The 26,012-nt window shown below is 67.7% G+C and carries 29 protein-coding genes; 12 read left to right on the top strand and 17 right to left on the bottom strand.

All coding sequences use genetic code 11. The features are described from left to right. Positions 1–23: 23 nt before the first annotated feature. The 3 genes from ACX9MO_RS12260 to ACX9MO_RS12250 form a co-directional block, all read right to left on the bottom strand. A complete protein-coding gene (locus tag ACX9MO_RS12260; protein ID WP_462212040.1) occupies positions 24–1,049 on the bottom strand; it encodes an endonuclease/exonuclease/phosphatase family protein in 1,026 nt (341 codons plus the stop codon). Then, positions 1,049–1,741 carry a molecular chaperone DjiA gene (locus ACX9MO_RS12255; RefSeq protein ID WP_222493164.1) on the bottom strand — a complete coding sequence of 231 codons (693 nt, stop codon included), beginning with the start codon at positions 1,739–1,741 and terminating at the stop codon, positions 1,049–1,051. Before ACX9MO_RS12255 ends, ACX9MO_RS12260 begins: the two co-directional genes overlap by 1 nt. Before the next feature lie 62 nt (positions 1,742–1,803). Further along, complete coding sequence (locus ACX9MO_RS12250; RefSeq protein ID WP_462212039.1) at positions 1,804–2,301, bottom strand: N-acetyltransferase family protein; 498 nt, start codon at positions 2,299–2,301, stop codon at positions 1,804–1,806. 299 nt (positions 2,302–2,600) lie between these two features. Here ACX9MO_RS12250 and ACX9MO_RS12245 point away from each other — a divergent pair, with 299 nt between their 5' ends. Next, positions 2,601–3,101, top strand: a complete 501-nt coding sequence (locus ACX9MO_RS12245) for a flavin reductase (RefSeq protein ID WP_222493168.1) — start codon at positions 2,601–2,603, stop codon at positions 3,099–3,101. A gap of 18 nt (positions 3,102–3,119) precedes the next feature. Here the strand turns inward: ACX9MO_RS12245 and ACX9MO_RS12240 are convergent, their stop codons facing one another. Beyond that, on the bottom strand, positions 3,120–3,587 hold the full coding sequence (locus tag ACX9MO_RS12240; RefSeq protein WP_462212038.1) for a MarR family winged helix-turn-helix transcriptional regulator: 468 nt from the start codon (positions 3,585–3,587) through the stop codon (positions 3,120–3,122). Positions 3,588–3,739: 152 nt separating this feature from the next. Between ACX9MO_RS12240 and ACX9MO_RS12235 the strand changes: the two genes are divergently transcribed. From ACX9MO_RS12235 to ACX9MO_RS12220, 4 genes are read left to right on the top strand one after another with little or no spacing between them, the layout of a single operon-like run. After that, positions 3,740–4,753 (top strand): TRAP transporter substrate-binding protein, encoded by a 1,014-nt coding sequence (locus ACX9MO_RS12235; RefSeq protein ID WP_462212037.1) that lies wholly within the window; start codon positions 3,740–3,742, stop codon positions 4,751–4,753. After that, a complete protein-coding gene (locus tag ACX9MO_RS12230) occupies positions 4,750–5,286 on the top strand; it encodes a TRAP transporter small permease (RefSeq protein WP_462212036.1) in 537 nt (178 codons plus the stop codon). Before ACX9MO_RS12235 ends, ACX9MO_RS12230 begins: the two co-directional genes overlap by 4 nt. Positions 5,287–5,336: 50 nt before the next feature. Further along, the gene (locus ACX9MO_RS12225; RefSeq protein ID WP_462212035.1) at positions 5,337–6,605 is read left to right on the top strand and encodes a TRAP transporter large permease; all 1,269 of its coding nucleotides are present in this window, start codon (positions 5,337–5,339) and stop codon (positions 6,603–6,605) included. Positions 6,606–6,659: 54 nt separating this feature from the next. Then, a complete protein-coding gene (locus ACX9MO_RS12220; RefSeq protein WP_462212034.1) occupies positions 6,660–7,424 on the top strand; it encodes an IclR family transcriptional regulator in 765 nt (254 codons plus the stop codon). Positions 7,425–7,839: 415 nt separating this feature from the next. On the opposite strand, the gene ACX9MO_RS12215 is transcribed toward ACX9MO_RS12220, so the two are convergent. The 3 genes from ACX9MO_RS12215 to ACX9MO_RS12205 form a co-directional block, all read right to left on the bottom strand. Next, positions 7,840–10,179 (bottom strand): penicillin acylase family protein, encoded by a 2,340-nt coding sequence (locus ACX9MO_RS12215; protein ID WP_462212033.1) that lies wholly within the window; start codon positions 10,177–10,179, stop codon positions 7,840–7,842. A 229-nt stretch (positions 10,180–10,408) separates the two neighbouring features. Beyond that, positions 10,409–10,777, bottom strand: a complete 369-nt coding sequence (locus ACX9MO_RS12210; RefSeq protein WP_462212032.1) for a phage holin family protein — start codon at positions 10,775–10,777, stop codon at positions 10,409–10,411. A 6-nt stretch (positions 10,778–10,783) separates the two neighbouring features. Beyond that, complete coding sequence (locus tag ACX9MO_RS12205) at positions 10,784–11,110, bottom strand: ElaB/YgaM/YqjD family protein (RefSeq protein WP_222493182.1); 327 nt, start codon at positions 11,108–11,110, stop codon at positions 10,784–10,786. A gap of 222 nt (positions 11,111–11,332) precedes the next feature. On the opposite strand from ACX9MO_RS12205, the gene ACX9MO_RS12200 reads away from it, so the two are divergent. After that, positions 11,333–11,776, top strand: coding sequence for a hypothetical protein (locus tag ACX9MO_RS12200; protein ID WP_462212031.1), 444 nt, complete (start codon positions 11,333–11,335; stop codon positions 11,774–11,776). A 14-nt stretch (positions 11,777–11,790) separates the two neighbouring features. Here the strand turns inward: ACX9MO_RS12200 and ACX9MO_RS12195 are convergent, their stop codons facing one another. Next, on the bottom strand, positions 11,791–12,105 hold the full coding sequence (locus tag ACX9MO_RS12195) for a DnaJ family domain-containing protein (RefSeq protein ID WP_462212030.1): 315 nt from the start codon (positions 12,103–12,105) through the stop codon (positions 11,791–11,793). Positions 12,106–12,258: 153 nt separating this feature from the next. Between ACX9MO_RS12195 and ACX9MO_RS12190 the strand changes: the two genes are divergently transcribed. Beyond that, entirely contained in the window at positions 12,259–12,759 is a 501-nt protein-coding gene (locus tag ACX9MO_RS12190) for a DUF4405 domain-containing protein (protein ID WP_222493188.1), read from the top strand. A gap of 252 nt (positions 12,760–13,011) precedes the next feature. Here the strand turns inward: ACX9MO_RS12190 and ACX9MO_RS12185 are convergent, their stop codons facing one another. Then, positions 13,012–14,568, bottom strand: coding sequence for a bifunctional metallophosphatase/5'-nucleotidase (locus ACX9MO_RS12185; RefSeq protein ID WP_462212029.1), 1,557 nt, complete (start codon positions 14,566–14,568; stop codon positions 13,012–13,014). Positions 14,569–14,704: 136 nt separating this feature from the next. After that, complete coding sequence (locus ACX9MO_RS12180; protein ID WP_462212028.1) at positions 14,705–15,331, bottom strand: TetR/AcrR family transcriptional regulator; 627 nt, start codon at positions 15,329–15,331, stop codon at positions 14,705–14,707. A gap of 71 nt (positions 15,332–15,402) precedes the next feature. Here ACX9MO_RS12180 and ACX9MO_RS12175 point away from each other — a divergent pair, with 71 nt between their 5' ends. The 5 genes from ACX9MO_RS12175 (at position 15,403) to ACX9MO_RS12155 (ending at position 18,443) form a co-directional block, all read left to right on the top strand. Further along, positions 15,403–15,624 (top strand): hypothetical protein, encoded by a 222-nt coding sequence (locus ACX9MO_RS12175; RefSeq protein ID WP_222493194.1) that lies wholly within the window; start codon positions 15,403–15,405, stop codon positions 15,622–15,624. Positions 15,625–15,739: 115 nt separating this feature from the next. Beyond that, on the top strand, positions 15,740–16,078 hold the full coding sequence (locus tag ACX9MO_RS12170) for a DUF952 domain-containing protein (protein ID WP_462214451.1): 339 nt from the start codon (positions 15,740–15,742) through the stop codon (positions 16,076–16,078). Then, the gene (locus tag ACX9MO_RS12165; RefSeq protein ID WP_462212027.1) at positions 16,075–17,133 is read left to right on the top strand and encodes a quinone-dependent dihydroorotate dehydrogenase; all 1,059 of its coding nucleotides are present in this window, start codon (positions 16,075–16,077) and stop codon (positions 17,131–17,133) included. Before ACX9MO_RS12170 ends, ACX9MO_RS12165 begins: the two co-directional genes overlap by 4 nt. Beyond that, the gene (arsC, locus tag ACX9MO_RS12160) at positions 17,130–17,471 is read left to right on the top strand and encodes an arsenate reductase (glutaredoxin) (RefSeq protein ID WP_315900509.1); all 342 of its coding nucleotides are present in this window, start codon (positions 17,130–17,132) and stop codon (positions 17,469–17,471) included. The genes ACX9MO_RS12165 and arsC overlap by 4 nt, the downstream gene beginning before the upstream one ends. 39 nt (positions 17,472–17,510) lie before the next feature. Next, positions 17,511–18,443 carry an AEC family transporter gene (locus ACX9MO_RS12155; RefSeq protein WP_222493198.1) on the top strand — a complete coding sequence of 311 codons (933 nt, stop codon included), beginning with the start codon at positions 17,511–17,513 and terminating at the stop codon, positions 18,441–18,443. A gap of 81 nt (positions 18,444–18,524) precedes the next feature. Here ACX9MO_RS12155 and ACX9MO_RS12150 read toward each other — a convergent pair whose 3' ends face one another. The 7 genes from ACX9MO_RS12150 to ACX9MO_RS12120 all read right to left on the bottom strand — a co-directional run bounded on the left by ACX9MO_RS12150 (position 18,525) and on the right by ACX9MO_RS12120 (position 26,005). Next, the gene (locus ACX9MO_RS12150) at positions 18,525–19,277 is read right to left on the bottom strand and encodes an HpcH/HpaI aldolase family protein (RefSeq protein WP_462212026.1); all 753 of its coding nucleotides are present in this window, start codon (positions 19,275–19,277) and stop codon (positions 18,525–18,527) included. Next, on the bottom strand, positions 19,264–20,817 hold the full coding sequence (locus tag ACX9MO_RS12145; RefSeq protein WP_462212025.1) for a hydantoinase B/oxoprolinase family protein: 1,554 nt from the start codon (positions 20,815–20,817) through the stop codon (positions 19,264–19,266). Before ACX9MO_RS12145 ends, ACX9MO_RS12150 begins: the two co-directional genes overlap by 14 nt. After that, positions 20,814–22,889 (bottom strand): hydantoinase/oxoprolinase family protein, encoded by a 2,076-nt coding sequence (locus ACX9MO_RS12140; protein WP_462212024.1) that lies wholly within the window; start codon positions 22,887–22,889, stop codon positions 20,814–20,816. Before ACX9MO_RS12140 ends, ACX9MO_RS12145 begins: the two co-directional genes overlap by 4 nt. Next, positions 22,886–23,626 carry an IclR family transcriptional regulator gene (locus ACX9MO_RS12135; protein ID WP_462212023.1) on the bottom strand — a complete coding sequence of 247 codons (741 nt, stop codon included), beginning with the start codon at positions 23,624–23,626 and terminating at the stop codon, positions 22,886–22,888. The genes ACX9MO_RS12140 and ACX9MO_RS12135 overlap by 4 nt, the downstream gene beginning before the upstream one ends. Position 23,627: 1 nt before the next feature. Continuing rightward, on the bottom strand, positions 23,628–24,905 hold the full coding sequence (locus ACX9MO_RS12130) for a TRAP transporter large permease (RefSeq protein ID WP_462212022.1): 1,278 nt from the start codon (positions 24,903–24,905) through the stop codon (positions 23,628–23,630). Beyond that, positions 24,902–25,471 carry a TRAP transporter small permease gene (locus tag ACX9MO_RS12125; protein ID WP_222493210.1) on the bottom strand — a complete coding sequence of 190 codons (570 nt, stop codon included), beginning with the start codon at positions 25,469–25,471 and terminating at the stop codon, positions 24,902–24,904. The genes ACX9MO_RS12130 and ACX9MO_RS12125 overlap by 4 nt, the downstream gene beginning before the upstream one ends. A gap of 168 nt (positions 25,472–25,639) precedes the next feature. After that, positions 25,640–26,005: a cupin domain-containing protein gene (locus ACX9MO_RS12120; RefSeq protein WP_462212021.1), complete on the bottom strand. Its 366-nt coding sequence runs from the start codon at positions 26,003–26,005 to the stop codon at positions 25,640–25,642. Between the last annotated feature and the right edge of the window lie 7 nt (positions 26,006–26,012).

The raw sequence follows: 26,012 nt of genomic DNA, 5'->3' as shown, positions 1-26,012 counted from the left end.
CGCCCCCTGCCCGCGCATAGACCCTAGAGGTCGATATCCAGCGTGACCGGGAAGTGATCCGACGCCATGAGCAAGGCATCGCGCAGCTCCGGCTTGGACCAGCAGCCGGGATCGTCGAAGGGATGCCAGATCCGCCACTTCGGATGTTTCGCCGTGAGCGTGGGCGAGATCATGATGTAGTCGAGCAGCGCCTGCAGGTAGCGGTGCTCGCTCTCGATCCAGAACCGGGCCGAGGTCGGCGCGGCATTCAGCTTCGCGGCGAGTGCCCGGCGGGCATTGGGATCGAATATCTGCAACTCCCCCGGCAGCCCCATCAGGATTTCGACCGAGGAGCGCCCGAAGAGATGTTCGAATTCATCAAGGCCGGGACCATCGTTGAGGTCCCCCATCAGCATCAGCGGCGTGCCCTCGGCCAGATGGGCCGCGATCCGCTGGCGCAGCCAGATCGCCTGCGCCAGCTGCTTGCGCCGGTTCGCGATCGAGAGCCGCATGACATCGTCCTCGCTCACCGCGCCATGGGGCGCCTTGGACTTCAGGTGCGCCCCGATCATGCGGAACTCGAACCCGCCCATCGTGCGCACCGCCAGTTCCAGCGGCGGCTTGGAAAACCGCACGAGGTCCTCCGTCGCGTCGATGTCGAGGTCGATCCGGAACACCCCGTCGAAGCGCGGCGCCTCGCTCGCGCCCTTCTTGCCCGTGGGGTCGCCCTGCGGATCGTGGCACACGTCCATCAGGTAGGGATCGTAGAGCAGCGCGATTTCCTGCTGCGTGTCGTTGGGAAAGCCGATGATCGCCGACTTCGCCCGCAGATCGAAGGCCCGGGCGAAGGTCTCCAGCGCGGGGACGGAGGCCCGGCGGGAGTTCTGGTCCGGGGCCTCGATCACCATGATCGCATCGGCATCGAGCGCGCTGAACACGAGGCCGAGCGCCTCGATCTGCTGCGCGCGGGTGATGTCATGCCGGGCGGACCAGCGATCATCCATCAAGAGCCCACCCTGATCGTCGAAGAGCGCGTTGAACCACTCGACGTTGTAGGTGGCGATCCGCATCAGGCCGGCTGTCGGCTGGCCTGTATCTCTTCCCAGGCGCGGTTGATGTCGACCATGCGCTTCTCGGCCATCTTGATGGCCTCCTCGGGCACGCCGCGGGCGATCATCTGGTCCGGGTGGCTCTCGCGCACCGCGCGACGCCACGCCTTGCGGGCATCGGCCATGGTGGCGCCCGGCTCCAGCCCCAGCACCGCATAGGGATCGCAGCAGCGCGCGACACCGGGCGCGAAGCGTTCGCGCAGCACCCGGAACTCTGCATCCGGCAGGCCGAAAATGCGCGACACGCTGAGCAGGAATTCGTCCTCCAGCGGGTTGTAGTGCCCGTCTGCCACGGCGATGTGGAAGAGCCCCTCCATCAGGTCCAGCAACGTGCCGCGCTGGTCGCGGAACATCTCGGCGATACGGCGGGCATAGACCTCGTAGCCCGCCACGTCCTGCCGGGCGAGGTTGAAGACACGGGCCGCGTCGGCCTCGTCCTCGCGGGCGATCTGGAACACCTCGCGGAAGGCCGTGACCTCGTCGCGGGTGACCATGCCATCGGCCTTGGCCATCTTGGCCGAGAGCGCGATGACCGCGATGGTGAAGGCGACCGAGCGTTCGGGCGGGGTGCGCAGACGGTCGAAAACCTCGCTCAGGGGTTCCCCCCCGGCCAGGGCCTTCAGCGCTTCCTTGATGCGGGACCAGACAGACATGGCACCATCCTATCGGCTGCGATCCCCGCTGTCAGTGCGGCATCGCAGAATGTGTCAAGGAGTCACAAGATTTTTTGCATCAGAACAAGGTCGAGCCAGCGGTCGAACTTGCGCCCCGATTGCGGCATCCGCCCGACGTGGTCATAGCCAAGCGCCGCGTGGAAGGCGATGCCGATCTCGTTCTCGCCGCTGACGCCGGCCACCATCGTATGGGCCCCGGCGGCGCGGGCGTGGTCCTCGACCGCCGCCATCAGCGCACGGCCCACGCCCCGGCCCCGCGCCTGCGGGCCGAGGATGATCGTATGCTCCATCGCGTGCACATAGCCGTCGCCGCCGCGGAACTGGTCGTAGGTCGCAAAGCCCAGCATGGCGCCTGCCTCTTCGGCCACGAAGAACTCCCGGCCGCGGGCGCGGCGGCCCTCGACATACTCGACCAGCGTCGCGGGCGTCTTCAGCTCGCTGGCGAAGGTGATCGTGGTTTCGCGGATGACCGGCGTCCAGATCGCGAGGATCGCATCGGTGTCGGCAGGCAGGGCGGCGGGGCGCAGGGTGATCGTCATGGCGGGCCTCGGTGGTTTGCCCCTTCCTCCGCCCAAGGCGCGCCAAGGGCAAGGGCGAACCGCGCGGAAAGCCCCGGGCGGTCCCGCCAACGGCCCCGCGATGCCAGCCGGGTGCCGCACGGGCGGGCAGCACGGGGACAGGCGGCCGGCCACGGACCGGCCCGCGCAAACTCGACTGTGCAGGGCTGCACGAAGGACGTGGCAGGAAATCCGCGGCCCGATGCTTGACCTTGGCCCGGATCCGCACGAAGTCGTGGCAGGCACCGCGCAGAGAGGCGCGCAGCCAGAGGAAGGACGAGATGACCGAGCAGACCGACCCGATCCGGACAGAGGTCTACCGCGAAGGCATGGCCCGCATGGGGGCGGCCATCACGGTGCTGACCACCGATGGCCCGGCGGGCAAGCACGGGATGACCGCCTCTGCCGTCTGTTCGGTGACCGACACGCCCCCCACCCTGCTGATCTGCGTGAACCGCACGTCGCGCAGCCACGACATCATCCAGCAGAACGGCGTCGTGGCGGTCAACGTGCTGGCCGGGCGGCATCAGGCCCTGTCCACCGCCTTCGCGGGCAAGGGCGACGCCGACCGGTTCGACACCGGCGACTGGCGCTCGCTGGCCACCGGCGCCCCGGTGCTGGCCGATGCCTCGGTCGCCTTCGACTGCAAGATCACCGACAGCAGCCCCGTCGGCTCCCACACCGTCTTCTTCTGCGAGGTGCAGGCGATGGAGCTGGCCGAAGGTCAGGCCGAGACGCTGATCTGGTTCGGCCGCGATTTTCACGCGCTCAAGGCACTCTGAGGCGTGCCGGGCGCGGGATCAGAGATCGCCCAGCCGGTGAAACACCCGCTCCGTCAGGCCGTTGAGCAGCTGACGCTCCTCCACCGTGAGGTCCGAGAAGGCCGCCTCGAAGACACTGTCCGCGATCGCCCGCGCCTCGCGCCGCTTGGCGTCCCCCTTGGCGGTCAGCGCGACCTCGGTCACGCGGCCATCCGTGGGCCGCGACCGCGTCGTCACCAGCCCGTCCGCCACCATGCGCTGAATGATCTTCGTCGCCGTGTTCAGCTTGATGATGCAGACATCGGCAATCTCGGAGACACTCAGATGCTCGTCCTCGTAGAGCGACATGAGCACCCGCCAGCGGGGCACGTCCAGCCCCATGGGCTTGAGCCGCTTCTCCAACGCCATGAAATAGCGGGCGGATGTGCGGGTGATCCAGTAGAAAGGCCACTCGGTCTTGCGGAATTGCCCTTCCATTCCAGTCGCGTCGTCTGGCAGGCTAGTCATTATGCCTCTTTTCTTGTCCAAGATTTCCGCTTCTTTAGGCAACGCGGCCCTGCGATGCGAGAGTGTCTTGGCGGTTATATGCAAATAAGAAGAATGTTCATGTGAATTCCGGAGCTTTCACTCCGCACGACCTCAACAACAGGGAAAGAAAAATGTTCCTCAAACGACTGATGCTGTCGACCGCGGCCGCCGTGACGCTGGCCGGCTCTGCCATGGCCCAGACCACGCTGACCGTGGCCAACTGGCTGCCGCCCTCGCATCCGCTGGTGTCCGAGGTGATCGTGCCCATGACCGAGCAGATCAAGGAAGCCACCGGCGGCGAGGTCGTGGCGAACATCCTGCCCGCGCCCCTCGGGCCGCCGCCGGCGCATTTCGATTTCGCCGTCAACGGCGTGGCCGACATCACCTTCGGCGTGCAGGGCTATTCGCCGGGCCGCTTCAAGACCACCAATCTTGTCGAGCTGCCCTTCCTCGGCGAAAGTGCCGAGGCGATCTCGGTCGCCTACTGGCGCGTCTTCGACGAGATGCTTAAGGACGCGGGCGAATATGACCAGGTCAAGGTTCTCGCCGTCTTCACCCACGGTCCTGGCGAGATCTTCCTGAAGGGCGGCGACGTCAGCGCGCCCGACGTGATGCAGGGCCAGAAAATCCGCGTCGGCGGCGGTATCGTCCACGAAATCGCAAGCGCCCTCGGCGCCGTGCCGGTGGAAGGCCCCTCCTCCAAGACCTACGAACTGCTCAGCCAGGGCGTCGCGGACGGGATCTTCTTCCCCTACGAGTCGGTGAACTTCTTCGGCCTGATCCCGCAGCTGACCGATGCGATCTCGGTGCCGAACGGGCTCTACAACACCTCGTTCTACATCGTCATGAACAAGGCCAAGTGGGACAGCCTGCCGGCCGAGGTACAGGCCCAGATCGACGGCGTGACCGGCGAGGCCCTGGCCCGGATGGCCGGCCAGATGTGGGACCGTCAGGATGCCAAGGGCCTTGCGGCCATGGACGGCAAGATCACCGTGACCCCGGCCACCGAGGCGCAGGTCTCCAGCTGGGAAGAGCAGCTCGCCCCCATCGTTCAGGCCAAGCTGGACGAAGCGGCCGAGACCGGCATCGACGCGCAGGCCGCGCTCGAGCTCTTCAAGGCCGAGATCGCCAAGGAGAGCGAATGAGCCCCCACGCGGCGGAACATTTCGCGAAAGACCCGGAGACGGCAACGTCTCCGGCCCCCGGCTCCGTCGTCCGCGCCTCCTGGCCGCGCCGCGTGCTTGCGGTGCTCTGCGGGGTGATCCTGCTGGTGATGATGGGGCTGACCGTCGTGGACGTGATCGGCCGCTATGTCTTCAACAGTCCGCTGGTCGGCGCCACCGAACTGACCGAGCTGCTGCTGGCGGCGGTGGTCTTCATCGGACTGCCCGCCGTGTCGCTGGACGATGAACATGTCACCGTGGACCTGCTGACCTCGCGCCTGCCGGACTGGGTGCAGCCCTGGCGCAAGCTGGTGCTGGCGCTGGTCACCTCCGCCGTGCTGGCGGTGGTGGGCTGGCGGCTGTGGGTCTACGGATCGCAGATCGCCAGCTACAACGGCGTGACGAATTCCCTGCGCCTGCCGGTCGCGCCCGTGACCTGGCTCTGTGCGCTTTGTACCTTCGTGGCGGTTGCCGTCACGCTCTACGTGGCCCTGCGCGACGTTCTGCGCCGCTGAGACTTCCCCCGAGGATGCCGATGTCGTTTCTTTCTTCCTGGCCCCTGGGCATGGTCGCCCTCTTCGGGCTGCTGCTGGTGGGCCTGCCGATTTCCATCGCGCTGACGCTGATCGGGGTGCTGGGCACCGTCTCCATCATCGGCTGGACGCCCGCGCTGTCCCTGCTGGGCACCACCTTCTTCGACCAGGGTCGGAACTACTCGCTCTCGGTGCTGCCGCTCTTCCTGCTGATGGGCAACTTCGTGGTGCAATCGGGAATCGCGCGCGACCTCTACGACGCGGCCCATGCCTGGCTGCGCCACCGCCGCGGCGGGCTGGCACTGGCGACCGTGATCGCCTGCGGCGGCTTCTCCTCGGTCTGCGGGTCGTCGATGGCGACGGCGGCGACGATGACGCGGATCTCCCTGCCCTCGATGCGGCGCTTCGGCTATCCCGATGACCTCTCCACCGCCTCAATCGCGGCGGGCGGCACGCTGGGCATCCTGATCCCGCCCTCGGTGATCCTCGTCTTCTACGGGATCATGACCCAGCAGGACATCGGCAAGCTCTTCCTCGCGGGGATCGTGCCTGGCCTGCTCGGCATTCTCGGCTACACGCTGGCCGTTGCGCTCTCGATCCGGCTGCGCGGGATCGAGCTGGTGGCCGAACCCAAGCTGCCGCTGGCCGAGCGCTTCCGCGCCCTGCGCGGCACGCTGGGGGCCATCGTGCTCTTCGTCTTCGTCATGGGCGGCATCTACCTCGGCGTCTTCACCCCCACCGAAAGCGCGGGCATGGGGGCGGCGGGCGCCCTGCTGCTGACCATGCTGTCGGGCAAGTTCTCCCTCGCCACCACCTTCGCCACGCTCTTCGACGCGGCCAAGACCACGGCGATGATGTTCTTCATCCTCTTCGGCGCGCTGACCTTCACCAACTACGTGAACCTCAGCGGCATGACGCAGGACATGCAGCAGTTCGTGACCTATTTCGGCGACACGCCGCTGCATGTGATCCTGACGATCCTCGTGATCTACCTGCTGCTCGGCTGCGTGCTGGAGGGGCTGTCGATGATCATGCTGACGGTGCCGATCTTCTACCCGGTCGTGGCGGCACAGGGCTTCGACCTGATCTGGTTCGGCGTCTTCGTCGTGGTGATCACCGAGATCAGCTACATCACCCCGCCGGTGGGCATGAACGCCTTCGTCCTGCGCTCAGTCGTGAAGGACGTGGAGCTGCGCACGATCTTCCGCGGGCTGCTGCCCTTCGTGGCGATGGACATCGTCCGCGTAGCGCTGATCATCGCCTTCCCGGTGCTGGTGCTGGCCCTGCCGAACTCCATGTAAGCCTTCCCGACGGTATCGGCCTGCGATACGCTCGACCCGACAGGAGAGACGCGCATGTCCGAGACCGGAGAGATCGACGAAAGGCTGTTCCTGCGCTCCGTGGCGCGGGCCTTTGCCGTGCTGGAGGTCTGGAGCGCCGAGCCGCGCGCCCTGTCGCTGGGCGAGATCGCCAAGGCCGCGGGCATCGACAAGAGCGCGGCGCAGCGCATCTGCCAGACGCTGGTGGGTCTGGGTTATCTCGAACGCGCGCCGGGCGGGCTGGTGCCGGGCAAGCGCGCGCTGGACCGGGCCTTCGACTACCTGCGGATCACGCCCCTGATCGAACGCGCCGCCCCGGTGCTGGCCACCCTGCGCGAGACCTGCGGCGAGCGGGTGGACCTGAGCCTCTTCGACGGCACGACGATCCTCTATGCCCTGCGCCTGCAATCGCGGCGCGAGGCCTTCTTTGCCACCCTGCCCGGGCGGCGGTTGCCGGCCTTCTGCACCTCCGGCGGGCGGGCCTGCATGGCGCTGATGAGCGATGCGGCGGTCGAACGGCTGCTCGCCCGGTCGGACCTGGTGGCGCGGACCCGCAAGACGCTGACCGATCCGGCCGCGGTACTGGAGAAGGTCCGCGAGGCGCGCGAGCAGGGCTATGCCTGCGTCATGGAGGAAACGCTTCTGGGCGAGGTGGTGGTGGCCGCCCCGGTCACGGACAGCGCGGGCCGCCCGGTGGCTGCGGTGCATATCGCGGGGACGCTGGCGGAGTGGTCCGAGGCGGAGTACCGGCGCCGCTTCGCGCCCCACGCGATCGCCGCGGCGGATGCGCTGTCGGGCTAAGATCCCAACCGCTGCCGTCACCCACCCACACCATCCGTCCTTCTCCAGCCCGCGCTCTGCGCGGGCCGCGCCCGACCCTCCCCCCCCCCGGGGAGGGCGCCTTGCGCCGCCCCGAGTGTCGGGCGCGAGGCAGGTGGAGAGGGTGTCGCACTTCGTGCACCCGCGCGGCCCCAACTCCCCCACCCGGCCGCGCTGCGTATCCGCAAACCAAGCATTCCAACTGGCGCGCCCCGTCCCCCGACCGCCTGCCACCAGCCCGCGCTGCGCGGGCCGCGCCCGACCCTCCCCCACGGGGAGGGCGCCTTGCGCCTCTCCGAGTGTCGGGCGCGAGGCAGGTGGAGAGGGTGCAGTACCAGACACAGGAAAGGGCCGCCTGCGCGCGCAGACGGCCCCTCGTCCTGTCATGTGCCCCAGATCACCCTGCGGGCGTCAGTGTCACCACCGCTTCCGTCGCCGCATCCACAGCCGCGGCGGTATAGAGCAGCGGACGATAGCCACCGGTCAGCCATTCGGTCTTCATGTCGGTGTAATGCGGCGAGCGCGGATCGCCCGACTGCCCCGGCAGGTTCACGAAGACCGAGTTGTCCCAGTCGCCCACGTCCATGACGATCCGGCAGGACGGCCCGGTGAAGGTCTGGAAATCGCCCGCCCGGTAGACCGCCATGTTCGGGGTCGAGCCGGAGCCGCCAAGGGGCATCGCGGGGATCGACCAGCCCTCGGCCTCGGGATAGGCGCCTGCGAGCGCGTGGGGCAGCGGCAGCGTGTGGAGATCGCCCCAGGCCCAGCCCGCCGCATCGACACCGAAGCGTGTCTTGCAGTCCGCCCAGCCGGAGGCGAGGCTTTCCGCCAGCAGCCGGTCGCGGGTCGCGGCCCCGCCGTCGAACCAGTCGGCCGGCGTTTCGAGGATCGCCAGCACCGTCTGCGGTGCGCCGGTGCCGACGAGGCCGATGGCCTTGTCGCCGGCGCCGAACTCCCGCGCGATGGCCGGCACCAGATGCTTGGCCATCCAGTACTCGTAGAAGAGCCCCGGCGCACTGTCCGCCGTCAGGTGGCAATCCCAGCCTGCCAGCAGTGCCGCCGCCTCCGCCGCCGGGCCGTCGAAGCTCAGCCCTTCCAGCACGGCCTTGCAGCGGCGCGCGGGGTCCGAGAAGACATCGTTCTGCAACTTGCAGGCGGCCTCGATCGTATGGGCGTCGTCTTCGTCCAGCACCGAGTGGATGCGGGCCGCACGGCTGCCGTCTGTCCACTCGAAGGTCACCATATGGGCGTCGTGATCCCAGTCGTCAGGGGTGCGCTTCTCGTTTGCCGTGGCGACATAACCGCGTGCGGGGTTCACGGAATGCGGCAGCTGTTCGACCGTCAGTTTGCCTGCCCATTCATAGCGCCCGTCGCCCGGCATCGGCAGCAAGCCGTTCCAGTTCGGACGGATCGGGGTCACGCCGAGGGTCTGCCAGCCGATCTTGCCGGTGAGGTCCGCGTAGATGTGGTTGACCGAGGGCGTACCCCAGCCCTGCACCGCCTGCATGTAGCTGTCATGATCCCGCGCCCGCATGATCCCCAGCGAGGCCATGTAGGGCGCAGAGCCCGGTTCGCTCCACGCGGTCTTGATGCCATAGGCGCGGGTGCCGTCGCGGCTGATCACCGGGCCGTGGCAGGTGTAATGCAGCTCGCGGGTCTGGTCGGAGGCGCCCTTCACGGGGATCACCTCGGTCACCACTTCCATCTCGGCCCAACCGTCCTTGTAGCGGTAGCGCAGCGGATTCTCGGGATCGAGGTCATAGACCATGATGTCTTCCTGATCCGCACCAAAGATCGTCAGCGCAAAGGCGATGGCGTCGTTGTGGCCGATCATCACGCCGGGGACCGAGGGCTCACCCATGCCGATTACGTCGATGCCCGGCGCGGTCAGATGCACCACGTAGCGCAGCGAGGGCAGCGCGTGGGTGCGGTGCGGGTCGGTCGCCATGATCGGGCGGCCCGTCGCCGTGCGGTCGCCCGAGATGACCCAGTTGTTGGAGCCTTCGCTTTCCGCTGCCAGCACCACGTCACCAAGGGGGGTGACCTGCGTCCAGCGCTCGGCCTCCTCCAGCGGGGCATTCAGGCGCTCCTCGGAGAAGCGCACCGGGCCGCAGGCCAGTTTGAAATCGTTCAGCACGGACAGCGGCAGCGATCCCGGCGGCACACTGTCGTCATAGGCGGGGGCGACGGGCGGGTTCAGCTCGGTCCGCAGGCGGTCGACCTTGGCGTCGGCCTGCCCCATCAGATGGTTGCGCACCAGTTCGGACAGCACGTTGCGGGTCAGCGTGTGGGTCCGGATACGGACCACGTCCGCCGCCTGCCAGTGCGACGGCTGGGTCCCGGCCAGCGCGAACTCGGGCGGCATCACGGCGCGGCCTGCGATGGCCTCGTCGACATAGGCATTGATGCCCCGCACGAAGGCCTCGCAGATCTCCTCGGCATCGTGGGCGTAGGCGTCCCATTCCGGCTGCATGTCGCCGCGATAGAGGAAGAGCCGCGCGCCGCGGTCCTGCTCGATGTAGCCGGGGCCGAAATCCTGCGACAGCAGCCCGAGGCCCCGCTTGCGCCAGAGGTCGATCTGCCACAGCCGGTCACGGGCCGCGTTGAAGCCCTGCGCGAAGAAGAGATCGCCCTTGGAGCCCGCGCGGATGTGGGCGACGCCGTGTTCGTCCACCTTGATCTCGACCGGGCCGTCGAGGCCCTGAAGCGAATGGTCTGTCGAAGTGTCGTGCGGCATGTGCGTCCCCATGGATGGCCCCGCGCGGGGCAGAAATCAGACCCGTATCGCCTGACGATACGAATGCATTGATTTTTGCGCGAAGTGGGCCGCGAGTCCAGAACCCCTGTCAGGAAACCGCGCTTTGGATGGGCCAGCCCCTAACCCTGCCCGCGAAGCCCTGCCCCCAAAACGGCACCGCCCCGCGGGCCGGGCGGCACGCGGGGCGGCAGAGAGAGAGCCGGGGGGCTCAATAGTGCGATTGCGGCGGCGGGGGTGGCGGCGGCGGCGGCGTGCTGCGGGCGGCGCGCCCGGCGCTGAGCCCCTGCAGGAAGGCCCCCATCAGCCCGGGCATCGCGGCCATGGGCGCGGCCACCGGCGCGGGCGGCACCGGCACGCGCGGACGGCGCATGGCAAAGCCGAGGAACACGAGGCCGAGCCCGAAATAGACGCAGCCGATGACCGTTGCGGCGATCAGCGTGTCATAGGTGGTGGCCAGCAGGATCCATCCCGCCACGGTGAGAAAGGCCAGCCCCACAAGCATGAGGACCAGCCCAACGGCCCCGAGGGCCGATTTCTTCAGCGCCACACCGAGGCGCCATTGGACGTAACCGAACATCCGGTCTTACGAGCGGCGCGTCAGCAGCCCGACGAGGAAGCCGACGCCGGCCGCCAGACCAAGCGCCATGGCAGGGTTCTCGCGCACGGAGGCTTCGGCCGAGGAATAGGCCGACTTCAGCTGCGCTTCGGCGTCGGTCAGCTGCTGCTGCGCGCGGGCCTGTGCAGTGGCTGCCGTCTCGGAGGCGGCGTCCCGCAGGTTGGCACCCTGCGCGCGACCGTAGTCTCCCATGGCCTTCGTCAGGCCGGCCACATCGGCGCGCAGCGCTTCGAGCTGGGCCTGGATTTCTTCGGTGGAAGCTTCGGTCTTGGTGTTCTCGACAGCGCGAACCATGATGTGCTCCTAGCAGTATGTGTTCCGTCTTCCTGTAGCAAACGCGGGATCCCGCTCATGGTTCCAGAACTTTCTGCATCTGCGACGGGCCGCCGCATGAAAAAGTGCAGTGCCGCCAGATCACCCGCCGAGCGCCGGAGACAAGCCTCATTCTTGCCCGAATGGCAGACTAAGAAACAAAGCTGACCAAAACACCGTCATCATTTCGAGGCACCGCCCGTCATGCCCAAGCTGAAATCTCTGACCGTCCCGGCCATTGCCGTGATCCTGACGTCACTCGGTACGACGCCCCTGCTCGCCCGGGGCAGTGGCGGTGGCGGCGGTGGCGGCGGGTCCGAGGAATTCACCTACTCGGGCACCACGCATACGGTCTACTGGCTGGGCGCGGCCTGGTTCCCGATCCTCACCCATGTCGCCAGCGGCGACCGGATCGAGTTCAACAACCTCACCGGTTATTCGCTGAGCGTCCGGGCCAGCAACGGCTCCTGGAGCGTCAGCACCGTCTACGGCTATTCGAGCCAGACGCTGGATGTGACCAGCAGCCGCTACACCACCTTCTACGGCAGCAGCAGCAACTACTCGTCCTACGGGTACATGAGCTATGGCAGCCTCGATGACGAGGTGGATTACACCTACACGAGCAGCGACCTGCTTCAGCCGAACTGAGGCAGGCCCCGCCCTCAGCGGCTGCGCGTGAAGGCCTGCCGGGCGATGTCGACCCGCGCTTCCATCATCGAGATATCCTTCATCAGCGCGTGACGCGCCGTGCGGTCGCCCTCGCCGCGCAGTTCCTCGCGCAGCTTGGCCAGTTCGCGCGAGAGGCTGACGAATTCCGGCGTCGCGCCCTGTTCCTTCGCGATCCGGTTCAGCAGGGCATTCTCCGGGTCATCGCAGGCCGGCAGCGGTTTGCCCGCACCGGGCAGGTTGTCGAAGGCGCCCTCGGCCTCGGCCTGGGCGATCCGGGCATTGATCAGGTCGATCAGGGGGTGATCCATCTCAAGCGCTCCTTGTCGCTGGCCTCAATATAGGCGTCCCCGCCCTGCGGGAGAACGCCCTGCGACATCGAAACATCCTAAATAGCCCCCCTGCGACGGAACGTTCCGACCACGGCGTAGAACCCTTCGTGACACGCCAACGAGGAACCAGCCATGTCCGCCACCCTGAACCTGCGCAAATGGGCCACGCCCCTGACCGCCGCCACCTTCCTGATCGTCGCCGTGACCGGCGTCGTACTCTTCTTCCACACCGGAGGCACCCTGTCGCGGGTGGCGCACGAGTGGATCGGCTTTGCCGTCATGGCGGCCGCGGGTTTCCACATCGCGATGAACTGGCGCCCGCTGAAGGGCTATTTCCGCAAGCCTCTGGCGGTCGGCATCCTTGGCGCAGGCGTGCTGGCCACGGTGATCACCTCGGTCAACCTCACCGGGGCGCAGGCGACGGGGGTGAACCCCGGCATGATGTTCCGCGCGCTGCAGGAGGCCCCGCTGTCGGCGGTGGCGCAGGTGGTGGGCAAGACGCCCGAAACCCTCGTCGCGGCGCTTCAGGCCCGCGGCTTTGCCGCTTCGCCCGAGACCTCGATCGCGCAGATGACCGGAAACGACCGCGCGCTGAACGGACAGGCGCTGCAGGTCGCCTTCGCGCGCGACTGATCCCGCCCCTCAAGGCAGGGACCGCGCCGAAGGAGACGCCCCGCCCGGTTGAGGGACCGGGCGGGGCGCATGTCTCTTGTGGAGCGCATCGCGCCCGATGATCCGTGACCCGGGCAGAAGCGCCCGCTGCTCAAACGTCCGGGCGGTCACGCCCGGGGGTCAACGGTCCGGGCGGTCACGCCCGATGATCAGACGTTCGGGCGGTCACGCCCGGGAGGGATGCCCACGGAACGCCGCCGCCCGATCCGCGGCTCACTTCGTCTTGATGCGGCCGTCGGTGTAGGGCTGGTAAGGCGCGTTCACCGCCAGGTATTCGGCCGTGACATCGGCCAGGTCAGGGCCGAAGTCGTAGACGTTCATCGCGTTGATGAACATCTTGTAGCCGTCACCGCCGCCCCGCATGTAGTTGTTCGACACCACGCCATAGACCTTCTCGGGGTCCAGCGCCTCGCCACCCACGGTCACCTCGACCACGCGGCTGCCCGGCTCGGCGGCGGGATCATAGGTGAAGGCCATCCCGGCGATCTGCGGGAAGCGGCCTGCGCCTTCCTCGATCTGGCTGACGCCGTTCTCCAGCGCCTCCTTCAGGGTCATGCCCTTCACCTGGAAGGTCGCCAGCGTGTTCTGGAACGGCAGCACCGTCAGAACCTCGCCCATGGTGACCTCACCCGCGTCGATGGAGGCCCGAAGGCCGCCGCCGTTGGCAATCGCCACGTCGATGCCCTGATCCTTCACCCGGTCCAGCATGGCGTCGGCCACGAGGTTGCCCATGGTGCATTCCTGCGCCCGGCAGGAGCCGCGCTCGCCGTCGATGGCCTCGGCGGTCTCGGCGACGACCTTGTTGCGGATTTCCTCCAGCGGGGCTGCGGCCTCGGCGATGCGCGACTTGACCGCCTCGTCCTCGGTCACGGCGGCATCCATGATCAGCGGCTGGCCCGAGGCCTCGATGAGCGTGCCCTCGTCGTCGAAGGTGACGTTCAGCTCGCCCAGGAACTTGCCGTAGGCATAGGCCGAGACGATGGCCGTATCACCCACCATGGTCGGATAGGGGCCCTCGGCGCCATCCATGTCACCCAGCAGGGTGTTGGTGTGGCCGCCCACGATGACGTCCACGCCGGTGGTCTTCTCGGCCACGGTCTTGTCGACACCATAGCCCGAGTGGCTGAGCACGATGATCTTGTTCACGCCCTCGGCGGTGAGCTTGTCGACCTCGTGCTGCACGGCATCGGAGGGATCGGTGAAGATCACGTTCTTGCCGGGGCTGGCCAGTTCGTCGGTGTCCTGCGGCGTCAGGCCGATGAGGCCGATCTTCTCGCCCGCCTTCTCGATGACGGTGGATTTCATCAGCACGTCGGCCAGCAGCGGCTCGCCCGAGACATCGGCGTTGGACATCAGCACGGGGAAATCGACGGCATCCATGAAGCCGCGCAGAACCTCGGGGCCGTCGTCGAATTCGTGGTTGCCCACGGTCATCGCGTCGTAGCCCATCTTGTTCATCATCTCGGCGGCGAGCTTGCCCTTGTAATAGGTGTAGAACAGCGTGCCCTGGAACTGGTCGCCGCCATCCACGAGGATCGAATTGTCGGAGCCGGCGCGCGCCGCCTCGATCGCGGTCAGGAGGCGGGCGGAACCACCGAAGCATTTGCCCTCGGTGTTGTCCTCGGCCGAGCAGCCCGAGTCATATTTGGAAATCGGTTCGAAACGGGCGTGGAAATCGTTCGTGTGCAGAATGGTCAGGTTGTAATCTGCCATTGCTGCGCCGGCGCTGAGAGCCAGCACGGCGGCGCTCGTCAGAAGACGGACAGGCATCACTATATCCCTTCGATAACGGTATGATGTGCCGGAATGCTGCCCCGGCCCCGGGCATGAGTCAAAACCGATCTCTGAGTCACCTTCATGACGAAGCGGCAGGCTGCTCACCGCCGCTTAAGCTGTCATCAAACTGTCACACACCTGTTACATTCGGGTCGCGGATCCAGCCCTGAAGCAGGCCGCGCGCCATGACATGGCCGTCCTGCCCCACCCGCCCGGTCAGCAGGCGCACCCACATGAGCGAGATGATCGCATCGCTCAGGGCCTCGGCCTCGGCCCCTGCGCGCAGTTCGCCACGTCCGATGGCACGTTCGACCACCTTGATCAGCTGTACCTGCCGCTCCCGACGATAGGTGTTCAGCGCCTCGGCCACGCCCGGGTCGCCCTGCGCCTCGGCGATGATCTGGGCAAAGACGATGCCGCCGCTGGCCTGCCAGTGGCGCTGCACGAGGTCGTAGAAGATGCCGATGTCGTCGAGCAGGCTGCCGGTGTCGGGATAGTCGATCTCGCCCTTCATCCGGTTGTAGACCGCCAGCAGCAGCGCGCCCCGGCTGGGCCACCAGCGGTAGAGCGTCGCCTTGGAGGCCCGGGCCCGTCTCGCCACCGCCTCCATCGTCAGGCCGCGCGCGCCCTTCTCCCGCAGCAGGACCTCTGCCGCCGCAAGCACCGCCGCCTCCGTCTCGGGATTGCGGCGCGCGCCGATGGAATGCCGGCTGGTCTGGCGCCGCGCCGGGCCCCCGCTCTCGTCCGCCTTGGTCATCGTCCCCCCTTTACAAAACGAAACGCATCGTACATATAACCTGTACGCCCCGTTTCGATAGGAGTTTTCGCATGTCCTCCCCCACCGGTAAAGCCCCTTCCCGCATCCGCCTCTCGCTCTTTGTCTTCCTTGTCGTCTACCCGCTGGTGACGACGCTGCTTTACGTTGCCGGGCCCCTGACGCCCGATTGGCAGATGTGGCAGCGCACGCTGATCATCGTCCCGATGGTCGTGCTCTCGATGGTCTACGTGATCATCCCGCGCATTCACCGCCACTGCCACCGCTGGCTGTAACACCCTGTTCGGGTGCCCGTTTTCCGGATCAGAAAACGGGCACCCGCCCTCGCCTTGCGCCCTCGCCGCGCAAGGTGGATTGACCTTGCGGCGGGGGGCTGGCATGGCTCGCCTCATGCTGATCTACAAGATTTTCCGTGCCGCCGAATGGCAGGCGCTCGAAGCTGCGGGAGAGACCGAGGGCGCGCCCGTCGACCTCGCCGACGGCTTCATCCACTTTTCCACCGCCACGCAGGCCGCCGAGACCGCGGCCAAGCATTTCGCCGGGGCCGATGGGCTGATCCTCGCCGCGGTGGAGGCCGATGCGCTTGGCGACGCGCTGAAGTGGGAGGTCTCGCGCGGCGGGGCCGATTTCCCGCATCTCTACCGCAGGCTGAAGCTGTCGGACGTCGCGTGGCACGCGCCGCTGCCGCTGGTCGACGGCGCGCATGTCTTTCCGGAGGCGATGCAATGAACCCGCTGGAAAGCCTCGGCCTTGGCGTCATGCAACGGATGGATCCGGAACGCGCGCACAAGCTGGCCCTGCTGGCGCTGCGCACCGGGGCCGTGCCGCTTTCCGGCCTCGTGACCTCGCCGCGCCTGCGCACGCAGGTGGCGGGGCTGAGCCTTGCCAATCCCGTGGGCCTCGCCGCCGGGTTCGACAAGAACGCCGAGGCGCTCTCGCCCCTGTCCCGCGCGGCCTTCGGCTTCCTCGAGGTCGGCGCCGTGACGCCCCGGCCCCAGCCCGGCAACCCCAAGCCCCGGCTCTTCCGCCTGACCGAGGACAATGCGGTCATCAACCGCTTCGGCTTCAACAACGAGGGCATGGAGGTGGTCGGCACCCGCCTGGCGCAGCGCCCCCGCGATGCGGTGATCGGCCTGAACCTCGGCGCGAACAAGGACAGCGAGGACCGGCCCGGCGACTTCGTGAAGGTGCTGGAGCATTGCGCGGCGCATCTCGACTTCGCCACGGTCAACGTCTCCTCGCCCAACACCGAGAAGTTGCGTGACCTTCAGGGCAAGGCCGCCCTCTCGGCGCTGCTGGCGCGGGTGCTGGAGGCGCGAGATGCCCTGCCCCGCCCGATCCCGATCTTCCTGAAGATCGCCCCCGATCTGAGCACCGAGGAACTGGCCGACGTGGCCGAGGTCGCCCTGAGCGCGCCGGTGGACGCGGTGATCGCCACCAACACCACCCTGCGCCGCGACGGGCTGCTGAGCCGCCACAAGGATCAGGCCGGTGGCCTCTCCGGCGCGCCGCTCTTCGACCTCTCGACCCGGCAACTGGCCCGTCTGGCCAAGCTGACCGAGGGCCGTGTGCCCCTGATCGGCGTCGGCGGCATCAGCTCGGCTGGCGAGGCCTATGCCAAGATCCGCGCGGGCGCCTCGGCGGTGCAGCTCTACTCGGCGCTGGCCTATCGCGGCCTGTCGCTGGCGGGTGACATCGCCCGGGGCCTCGACCGGCTGCTGGAACAGGACGGCTTTGCCACCGTGGCCGAGGCCGTGGGCACCGGCATCGAGGACTGGCTGTGACGGTCATCTGGCACAACCCGCGCTGCACCAAGTCGCGCGAGACGCTGGCCCTGCTGGAGGCGCGCGGCATCACCCCCGAGGTGCGCCGCTACCTCGACGACCCGCCCACACTCGACGAGTTGAGGGCGGCACGGGAGGCGCTTGGCCTGCCGGCGGAGCAGATGATCCGCCGCAAGGAGGCGCTTTTCAAGGAACTCAACCTGGCCGGTGCCGATGAGGAGGCGCTGCTGGCTGCAATGGCGGAACACCCCAAGCTGATCGAACGGCCGGTGGTGTTCCAGAACGGGCGGGCCGCCTTGGGGCGTCCGCCGGAAGAGGTGTTGCGCCTCTTCGATTGACCGGCCCCACGCTACCGGGCCTGACGGAGCCTCCTCGCCGTGATCGACATCCTGCTGCTTATCGTTCCCCTCTACGCCTTGATCGTGCTGGGGTTCGGGATCGTGAAGACCAACTACTTCCCCGGCGAACACATGGGCGCGGTCAGCCAGTTCGTCGTCCGCGTCAGCCTGCCGGTGCTGATCTTCTCGGCGGTGGTCAAGGGCGCCAGCGGCGGCGGCATGAGCCCGGTCTTCATCCTCGCCTACGCCATCGGCTCGCTGATCTCGATGGCGGTGCTGTTCACGGTCATGCGGCTGTGGCTCAAGCAGCCCCCGAACCAGGCGATGATCATGACACTGGGGGCCGCTGTCTCGAACACGTCCTTCCTTGGCATCCCGATCTCGTCGGCGGTCTTTGGGGATGCGGCCGCCCCGGTCGTCGCCTCGATCCTCATCGTCGAGAACCTCGTGGTGCTGCCCGTGGCGCTGATCGTGTCGGACTACCTGCATTCCCACGGCTCGGGCTTTGCGGCTGCCGCGGCCCAGATCGGCAAGGGGCTGGCGACCAACCCGCTGGTGATCGCCCTCGCCAGCGGCCTGCTGGTCGTGGCGCTTGGGGTCCGGATCCCGACGCCGCTCCAGACCTCGATCGACATGCTGGCCTCTGTCGCGCCCGGTGCGGCGCTGGTGATCGTGGGCGGGACCATCGCCATGTACGAGGTCCATGGCGTCTGGCGGCGGGTGTCGGTGCTGACGCTGGTCAAGCTGGTGGTGCACCCCGCAGCCGCCGCCCTGATGCTGGGCCTGCTGCCCGGCATCGATCCCGAGATGCGGCGCATCGGCATCGTCTTTGCCGCCCTGCCGATGCTGACGATCTTTCCGATCCTCGCCCGGCGCCATGGGGCCGAGATGCCCGCCGCCTCGGCCGTGGTGGTGGCCACCGCGCTGTCTTTCATCACGGTCAGCGCCGTGATCTGGATGGTGACGCATTGACGCCGGAACCACCCGCGCCGTGGCATCGTGACGGCGCGCCCCGACAGTCGCCTTCGTCGCACGCCCTTTGTCAGGCCCGTCTCAGCCGCGGAAGGCCGTCACCGCCCCGCGCGCAGCCTGCATCAGGAACCCCTGATCGGTGCCGAGGATGAAGAGGCTGGCCCCGATCTCGCGCCATTGCCCGGCCTGTCCGGGCTGGCCGAGGAACAGCCCCGTCGCCGCCCCCTGCGCCGAGATCACCTTGCGGCACATCTCCTGAACGGCAGGTGCGGCGGGATCGGTCTCCCCCGCGGAGACGGCCAGGTCCACAGGCCCCACCAGCAGCGCATCGACGCCGGGGACAGAGGCGATCCAGCCTGCGTTCTCCACCGCCGCCGGATCCTCGATCTGGCAGATCAGCACCGCTTCCTTCTGCTGCTGCGCGTGGTGGCGCGCGATTCCCCGCGCGCCATAGCCCGCCCCCGCCGTCGAGGGCGAGAAGCCGAGCTCGCCGTCGGGCGCAAAGCGCATCGCCCGCACGAGGGCGCGTGCGTGATCCGCGTCGCGCACCTGCGGCACCATCACGCCCGCCGCGCCCGCATCCAGCGCGGTGGCGATCCACGGCACCTCGCAGGGCACCCGGACCAGCGCCGCGATGCCGGCCGCCCGCGCGGCCATCAGCATCAGCGCCAGCGTGCCCCGGTCGTAGGGCGCGTGCTCCGCGTCGAGGATCAGGCAGTCGAAGCCCGCCTGCCCGAGGATTTCCACCGTCGCCGGGTCCTGCGATTTCACGAAGGTCCCGGTCAGCGGATCGCCCGCGCGCAGGCGGCGGGCAAAGGCCTCACGCGGGTCCATAGCCACCGCCCCCGGGGGTGATCATGAAGACCTCGTCATCCGGCTGCATCTCGCGCTTGCGGGTGTCCTCGACGCTTTCGCCGTTGATCTGGAACACGCCCGGCTTGCCGTCGCAGCCCCCGAGCAAGCCCTCGGGCCCCGACTTCAGCCGCGACGGGATCGTGTTCAGCAGCCAGGGCCGCCCGGTGCGCATCCTGTAGCCGATCCGCTGGCCATCGCCGCCGGGCTGCCGCCCTGCCCCGCCCGAGCCATGTTCCAGTTCCTTGCAGGTAAAGGCGATGGGATAGGTCGCCTCCAGCACCTCCACCGGCACGGCCGAGACGCCGGTGGGATAGCACACCGCCGAGATGCCGGGCTTGGACGCCCGCGCGCCCATGCCGCCCGAATAGTTAAACATGGAGGAGGTGAAAGGCCGCCCCTCCTTGTCCTTGCCTTGAATCTGCACCGTCCAGACCGCGCCCGAGCCTTCGGCCACCACGCTGTCGGGGATCACCTGCGCGAGCGCCTTGAGGATCGGGAAGGGCACGTACATGCCGACCACGTGGCGCGCGTTCACCGGCGAGGGATACTTGGCGTTCACCACGCACTCCTCGGGCAGCTTCAGCCGGATCGGCGCCAGCGAACCCGCGTTGTTCGGCAGGTCCGGGTTCAGCGACGAGCGCACGGCAAAGGTCGCATAGGCGTGGGTATAGGCGGGCACGACGTTGATCCCCATGGAGGACGGCGGCGAGGAGCCTTCGAAATCCACCACGATCTCGCCCTTGTCCGCATCCACGGTGACGGCGGTCTTGAGGGTGATCGTCTGCCCCCCCGGCACATCGAAGGTAGAGGCACCGTGATAGGTGCCGCCGGGCAGCTTGCGGATCGCGTCCCGCGTGGCCTTTTCGGACCGGTCGATGATCTCTTCGGACAGGTCTGCAATATCGTCGAGGCCATAGCGGTCACACAGCGCGTTCAGCCGGTCCGACGCGATGATGCCCGAGGACACCTGCGCGCCCAGATCGCCCATCAGCGCATCGGGCGTGCGCACGTTGCGGCGGATGATCTGGAACAGCGTCTCGTTCGGCTTGCCCGCCTCGTAGAGCTTCATCGTGGGGATCCAGAGCCCCTCCTCGTGGATGTCCCGCGCGCCGGACCCGATGCCATAGCCGCCGATATCCGCGTGGTGGATGGTGGACCCGGCATAGCCGATGATCCGCTCGCCCCGGAAAATCGGCGAGAGCACGGTGATGTCGAAGAAGTGACCCGCCGACATCCACGGGTCGTTGGTGATCAAGACATCACCCGGCTTCAGGCTGTCGCGGTCGCAGTTTTCCAGCAGGTTGCGCGCGGCGGCGGCAAGGGAGTTGATGTGCCCCGGAGTGCCGGTCACGGCCTGCGCCACCATGCGCGCCTGTTCGTCGAAGAGACCGTTGGCCAGATCGCCCGCCTCGCGGACGATGGGGGAAAAGGCGATGCGCTGCAACGCGCGGGCCTGTTCGCTGACGATCCCGATCAGGTTGGACCAGAGGATCTGAAGTTCGACGCCATCCATGCTCATGCTGCTTCTCCCGTCTTCTCGGCCACGAGGCTGCCGCTCTCGTGGCGTGTCACGACCCAGCCGCCGAGGACAAAGATCGTCGTTTCGCGTTCTTCGATGATGACCGGACCGGCGATGCGGTCCGTTTCGCTGATGGCGCGGCGCTGCCAGACCGGCACCTCCTGCGCCTCGCCCTTGATGTGAACGGGGCGCGTCTCCTCGCCCCGGTCCCCGTCAAGGCCCGCCTGGCCGGGATCGCGTTTCGGCTGGCGGCCCGAGGCGGTGACCAGCCAGTTGACGATCTCGATCTCCATCCCGTCGAGCTTGAGGCCGTACTGCTTGTCGTATTCTGCCTCGAAGATGTCCTTGATCGCCTGCGCGTCGCGCATCTTGCGCGGGTCTGCGGGCAGGTCGATCCGTACCTCGGACTGCTGCCCGAGGTAGCGCATCTCGGCCGCGAAGGTGAAGGTGAACTCCTCCTCGCGGATACCGGCCTCGGCCAGTGCGGTGGAGCCCTCAACGATCATGCTGTCCAGCACCTTATCCACGCCGCACCAGTCGATCGTGTCCAGCGTCGCCACATGACTGCGCACGAGGTCGATCTGCGCCGGCGTCACCAGCGTGCCAAAGGCCGACAGGACCGAGGCCAGCGGCGGATAGATCACCTTGGGGCTTTCCGTCAGTTCGGCCACCATGCAGGCATGCACCGGCCCCGCCCCGCCAAAGGCCAAAAGCGGCTGCCCGCGATAGTCGATGCCCCGTTCGGTGGCGTGGGTCCGGGTCGCGGCGGCCATCTGTTCGCAGACGACCTCGAAGACGCCCCAGGCTGCTTTTTCGCGGCTCAGGCCCAGCGTCTCGCCAAGGCGATCATAGGCGGCCTCGGCCCCCGAGAGGTTCAGCTTCATGTCCCCGCCAAGGAAGCGGTCGGCATTCAGGATGCCCAGCACGAGGTCGGCATCGGTCACGCAGGGGTCTTCGCCGCCCCGGCCATAGCAGACCGGCCCGGGCATGGAGCCCGCGGATTCCGGCCCGATCTTGAGCAGGCCCAGGTCGTTCACCCAGGCGATGGAGCCGCCCCCGGCCCCGATCTCGATCATGTCGATGGAAGGCACGGTGATCGGCATGCCCGAGCCGGGCTTGAACCGATAGCGGCGGTCGACCTCGAAGGTGCCGGTGACCAGCGGCTCATGGTTCTGCACCATGCAGGCCTTGGCCGTGGTCCCGCCCATGTCGAAGCTGATGAGGTCGGGGATCCCGAAGATGCGGCTGAAGTAGCAGGCCACCAGAGCCCCCGCCGCCGGGCCGCTTTCGATCATCCGAACCGGCATGGTCGAGGCGCGTTCCGCCCCGATCACCCCGCCATTGGACAGCATGATCAGCGGCTGCTGCTTGAAGCCGCGGTCCTTCAGCTCGGCAATCAGCGCGGTCAGGTAGGGCCGCGTGATCGGCACCGTGTAGGCGTTGATCGCCGTGGTGGAGGCGCGCAGGTATTCCCGCATCTGCGGCGCGATGACGGAGGAGATCGAGACATAGATGTCCGGCGCTTCCTCGGCGAAGATGCGGCGCACCTCTTCCTCGTTCTTCCCGTTGCGATAGGCGTTCAGCAGGCAGACCGCGACCGACACGATGCCCTTGGCCCGGCAATCGGCGATGACCTTGAGGACCTCGTCGCGGTCCACGGGCGTGCCCACCGTGCCGTCGGCAAAGGTGCGTTCCTTCAGGGTAAAGGTCCGCTCCGCCGGGATCAGCGGCTCGGCGAATTCGATCTGCGGATCGTACATGTCATAGCGGTGTTCCTCGCGGATATAGAGGATGTCGCGGAACCCTTCGGTCAGGATCAGGCCGACCGGCGGGCCCTTCCGCTCGATCAGCGCGTTGGTCACCACGGTCGTGGCATGGACCACCACGTCGTCCACGTCGGTGGGTGCGATGCCCGCATGGCCGGTGACCAGCTCCACCCCGCGGAAGAAGCCTTCCAGAAGATTGTTGTGCGTGGTCAGGGTCTTGTCGACGAAGCTGCGGCCATCATCGGCCAGCAGAACGGCATCAGTGAAGGTGCCGCCGATGTCGATGGCGAGGGAATATCGGGTCATACGGGGTACTCCATGCATCCAAGATCGGCCGAGATCTCGCGGGCCGCGCGCGTGACGGCAGCCACGAAGGCCTCCGCCGGTTCCGGGGTGAGGTGCTGCACCGAGCCGACGATGGTCACCGTCGCCACGAAGCGTCCCTCGATGTCGAAGATCGGGGCCGAGACGGCGTTCACGCCCGGCAGGGTTTCCTGAGGGGCCACGGCCCAGCCGCTGCGCCGCGCCTCGGCCACCTGCGAGGCAAGCGGTTCCGGCAGATCGCGGCCCGCCACGGCGGACCAGAAGGCGAGCGCCAGCTTGCCCTGCGCCGAGGTCTCCAGCGGCAGGACCGCGCCGGGCTTGGTGACGATCTGCACCGGCGTCTCGACCCGGAAAATATCGAGGACGCGCATGCCGCTCGCCTCGGGGATCGAGAGGGTGACGGTCTGCTGCACCTGCGTGCGCAGCGCCTGCATGATCGGGCGCGCGGCAGCGGTCAGCTGGGTGCCGTCGGCAATCGCCTGCCCGAGGTGGAAGAGCTTCAGCGTCAGCCGGTAGCGCTCCGTCTCGGGGTCCTGCCGGACATAGCCCAGCGTCACCAGCGTTTGCAGGTAGCGGTAGATCCGCGCCCGCGGCATCCCGAGGCCGTTGGCAAGGTCCGTCACCCGCGCGGGTTCGGCCACCCGGGCCATTTCCTCGAGGATGGCAAAAGCCGCCACGGTGGACTGGTTCGTCGTGTTGGAGTTGGAAATATCGCCCATGTTATCCTCCTAGAAGCGCGGGCAGGCTGAGGGTCAGCGCCGGGACGAAGGCCACCAGCAGCAGCGTGATCAGGCAGATCGCGATCATGGGCAGGATCGCCAGCGCGACCTTCTCCAGCGGCTGTTTCCCGATGGCCGACACGATGAAGAGGCACAGCCCCACCGGCGGCGTGATCATCCCGATCATCAGGTTCAGCACGACCATGATCCCGAACTGCACCGCGTCGATGCCAAGCAGCGGGAAGATCTCGTTCAGGATCGGCATTGCCAGCACCAGTGCGGCCAGCGGTTCCAAAAACAGGCCCAGCACCAGCAGCACGAGGTTCAGGAGCAGGATCAGAACCCAGGGCTCCTCGCTCACCCCGCGCAGGGCGGCGGCAATGGCGCGCGGGATGTTCTCAATCCCAAGGATGAAGGCGGTCATCGAGGCCATGGCCACGATCAGCATCACCCCCGCCGTCATGGTCGCCGTGTCATAGAAGGCCTGCGCGATCTTGGCCGCGCTGAGGGTGCGATACAGCAGCCCGCCGATGATCAGCGCATAGAGCGCGGCCACCGCGGCGGCTTCGGTCGGGGTAAAGACCCCGCTGCGGATGCCACCCACGATGATCACGGGCAGCAGCAGCGCGGGCAGCGCCTTGATGGCCAGCCCCTTGCGTTCCTGCGCCGGGATCGCCTCGGGCAGCGGGTGGTCCTCGACCTTGGCGCGCCACAGGGCATAGCAGATCAGCAGGGCGCAGAGCGCGAAGGCCGGCACGATGCCCGCGAGGAACAGGTCGGAGATCGAGGTGCCCGTAAGCACGCCATAGAGGATCAGCGACAGCGAGGGGGGCACCAGCGGCCCGAGGATCGAGCCCGTTGCGGTCAGTGCCGCCGCATAGGCCGCCTTGTAGCCGTCGCGCACCATGGCCGGGATCATGATCGAGCCGATGGCCGAGGCCTCGGCCGTGGCCGCCCCCGACACGCCCGAGAACATCATCGAGGCGACCACGTTCACCACGGCCAGCCCGCCCTTCACGCGCCCCACCAGCATCTGCGCAAAGCGCACGATCTGGCGCGTCAGTTCTGCCGAATTCATCAGGTTTCCGGCCAGAATGAAGAAGGGGATCGTCAGCAGGACGAAATTGTCGATGCCGGCGATCATCTTCTGCGGGAAGCCGATCATCAGCTGCCAGCGGTCGAAGGCCAGAAGGTAGACCACCGAGGACAGCCCCAGCGAGAAGGCGATGGGAATGCCCAGCACCATCGCGCCCACGAAGATCACGAGGTAGAGGGTCATTCGACAAGCCCCTCCTGCCCGCGCTCCAGCACCTGGCCCAGCGTCTCGCCCCGCGGGATCGCCGCAAGGCAGAGGACGAGGTCCCCCAGCAGCCGCAGCGCCAGCAGGCCCATGCCCACCGGCAGCGCGATATAGACCCAGAAGGTGCCGGGCGCCTGCGGGGCATTCTCGCCGAAGATATCCTCGAGGATGAAGCGCATCGCGGGGATCACCGCCCGCCCCGCCCGCTCGGCATAGAGCCAGCCGTACCAGACCAGCAGCAGGCACAGCCCCATGGAAAGCGCCGCGCAGAGTGCGGCCAGCAGGAGCGCGGGCACCCGCGGCAGGGCATTGGCCAGGAAGGTGAGCGAGGCGACCTCGCCCCGCTCGAAGGCCAGCACGGCGGCCAGGAACGACAGCCAGATCAGCATGTAGCGGCACATCTCCTCGGCCCAGAGGAGCGAGGCATTGAACCCGTAGCGCAGCACGACCTGCACGATCATCAGCGTCAGCAGCGCGCCGACCAGCGTGACCAGAAGCCAACGCAGGGCCATGCGGAACGGCCTCTGGATGGACATATGGGTCATTCTTCCTCCTTCAGGCGCTCGGGCGCCGGGTCTTGCAGGCGCGGGGCGCCGGGGTGCAGGGCACCGGGGGACAGGCCGCGCGGGCCCGTCCCCGCGCAGCGCTCGCGGGACGGTCTGTTGAAACTCTGGATGGCGCGGGCAGCCGGGCCGCCCGCGCGACGGATCAGGTCAGGAGAAGTCCTTCTCCTGGTAGGCCGTCAGGTGCAGGTAGTCGGCCCGTGCGGGCGCGAAGACGTCGAGGTTGATCGCAACCTCCTCGCCCAGCGCCTCGCCGGCATGGACCACGTCGGGGGGGATGCGCACGACCTCGCCCGCCCCCACCTCGACAACGTCCTCGCCGATCTCGAAGCGCACGCGCCCCTGCAGGATATAGGCGAGCTGCTCGAAGGGGTGGGAATGGGGTTTCTTCTCCATGCCCGGCTCCAGCCAGTTCATGACCATGATGGCCCCGTCGCCCCGGAACGCGGTCCGGGACACCCCCGGGCGCACGTCCTCGCGGGGCAGTTCGGTCCAGCGGTAGACATTCGTGCTCATCCCTGCC

It is taken from the genome of Pseudooceanicola profundus (assembly GCF_054919315.1).
The sequence above is the reverse complement of the archived record's forward strand: the minus strand, read 5'-3'. Positions and strand labels throughout refer to the sequence as shown.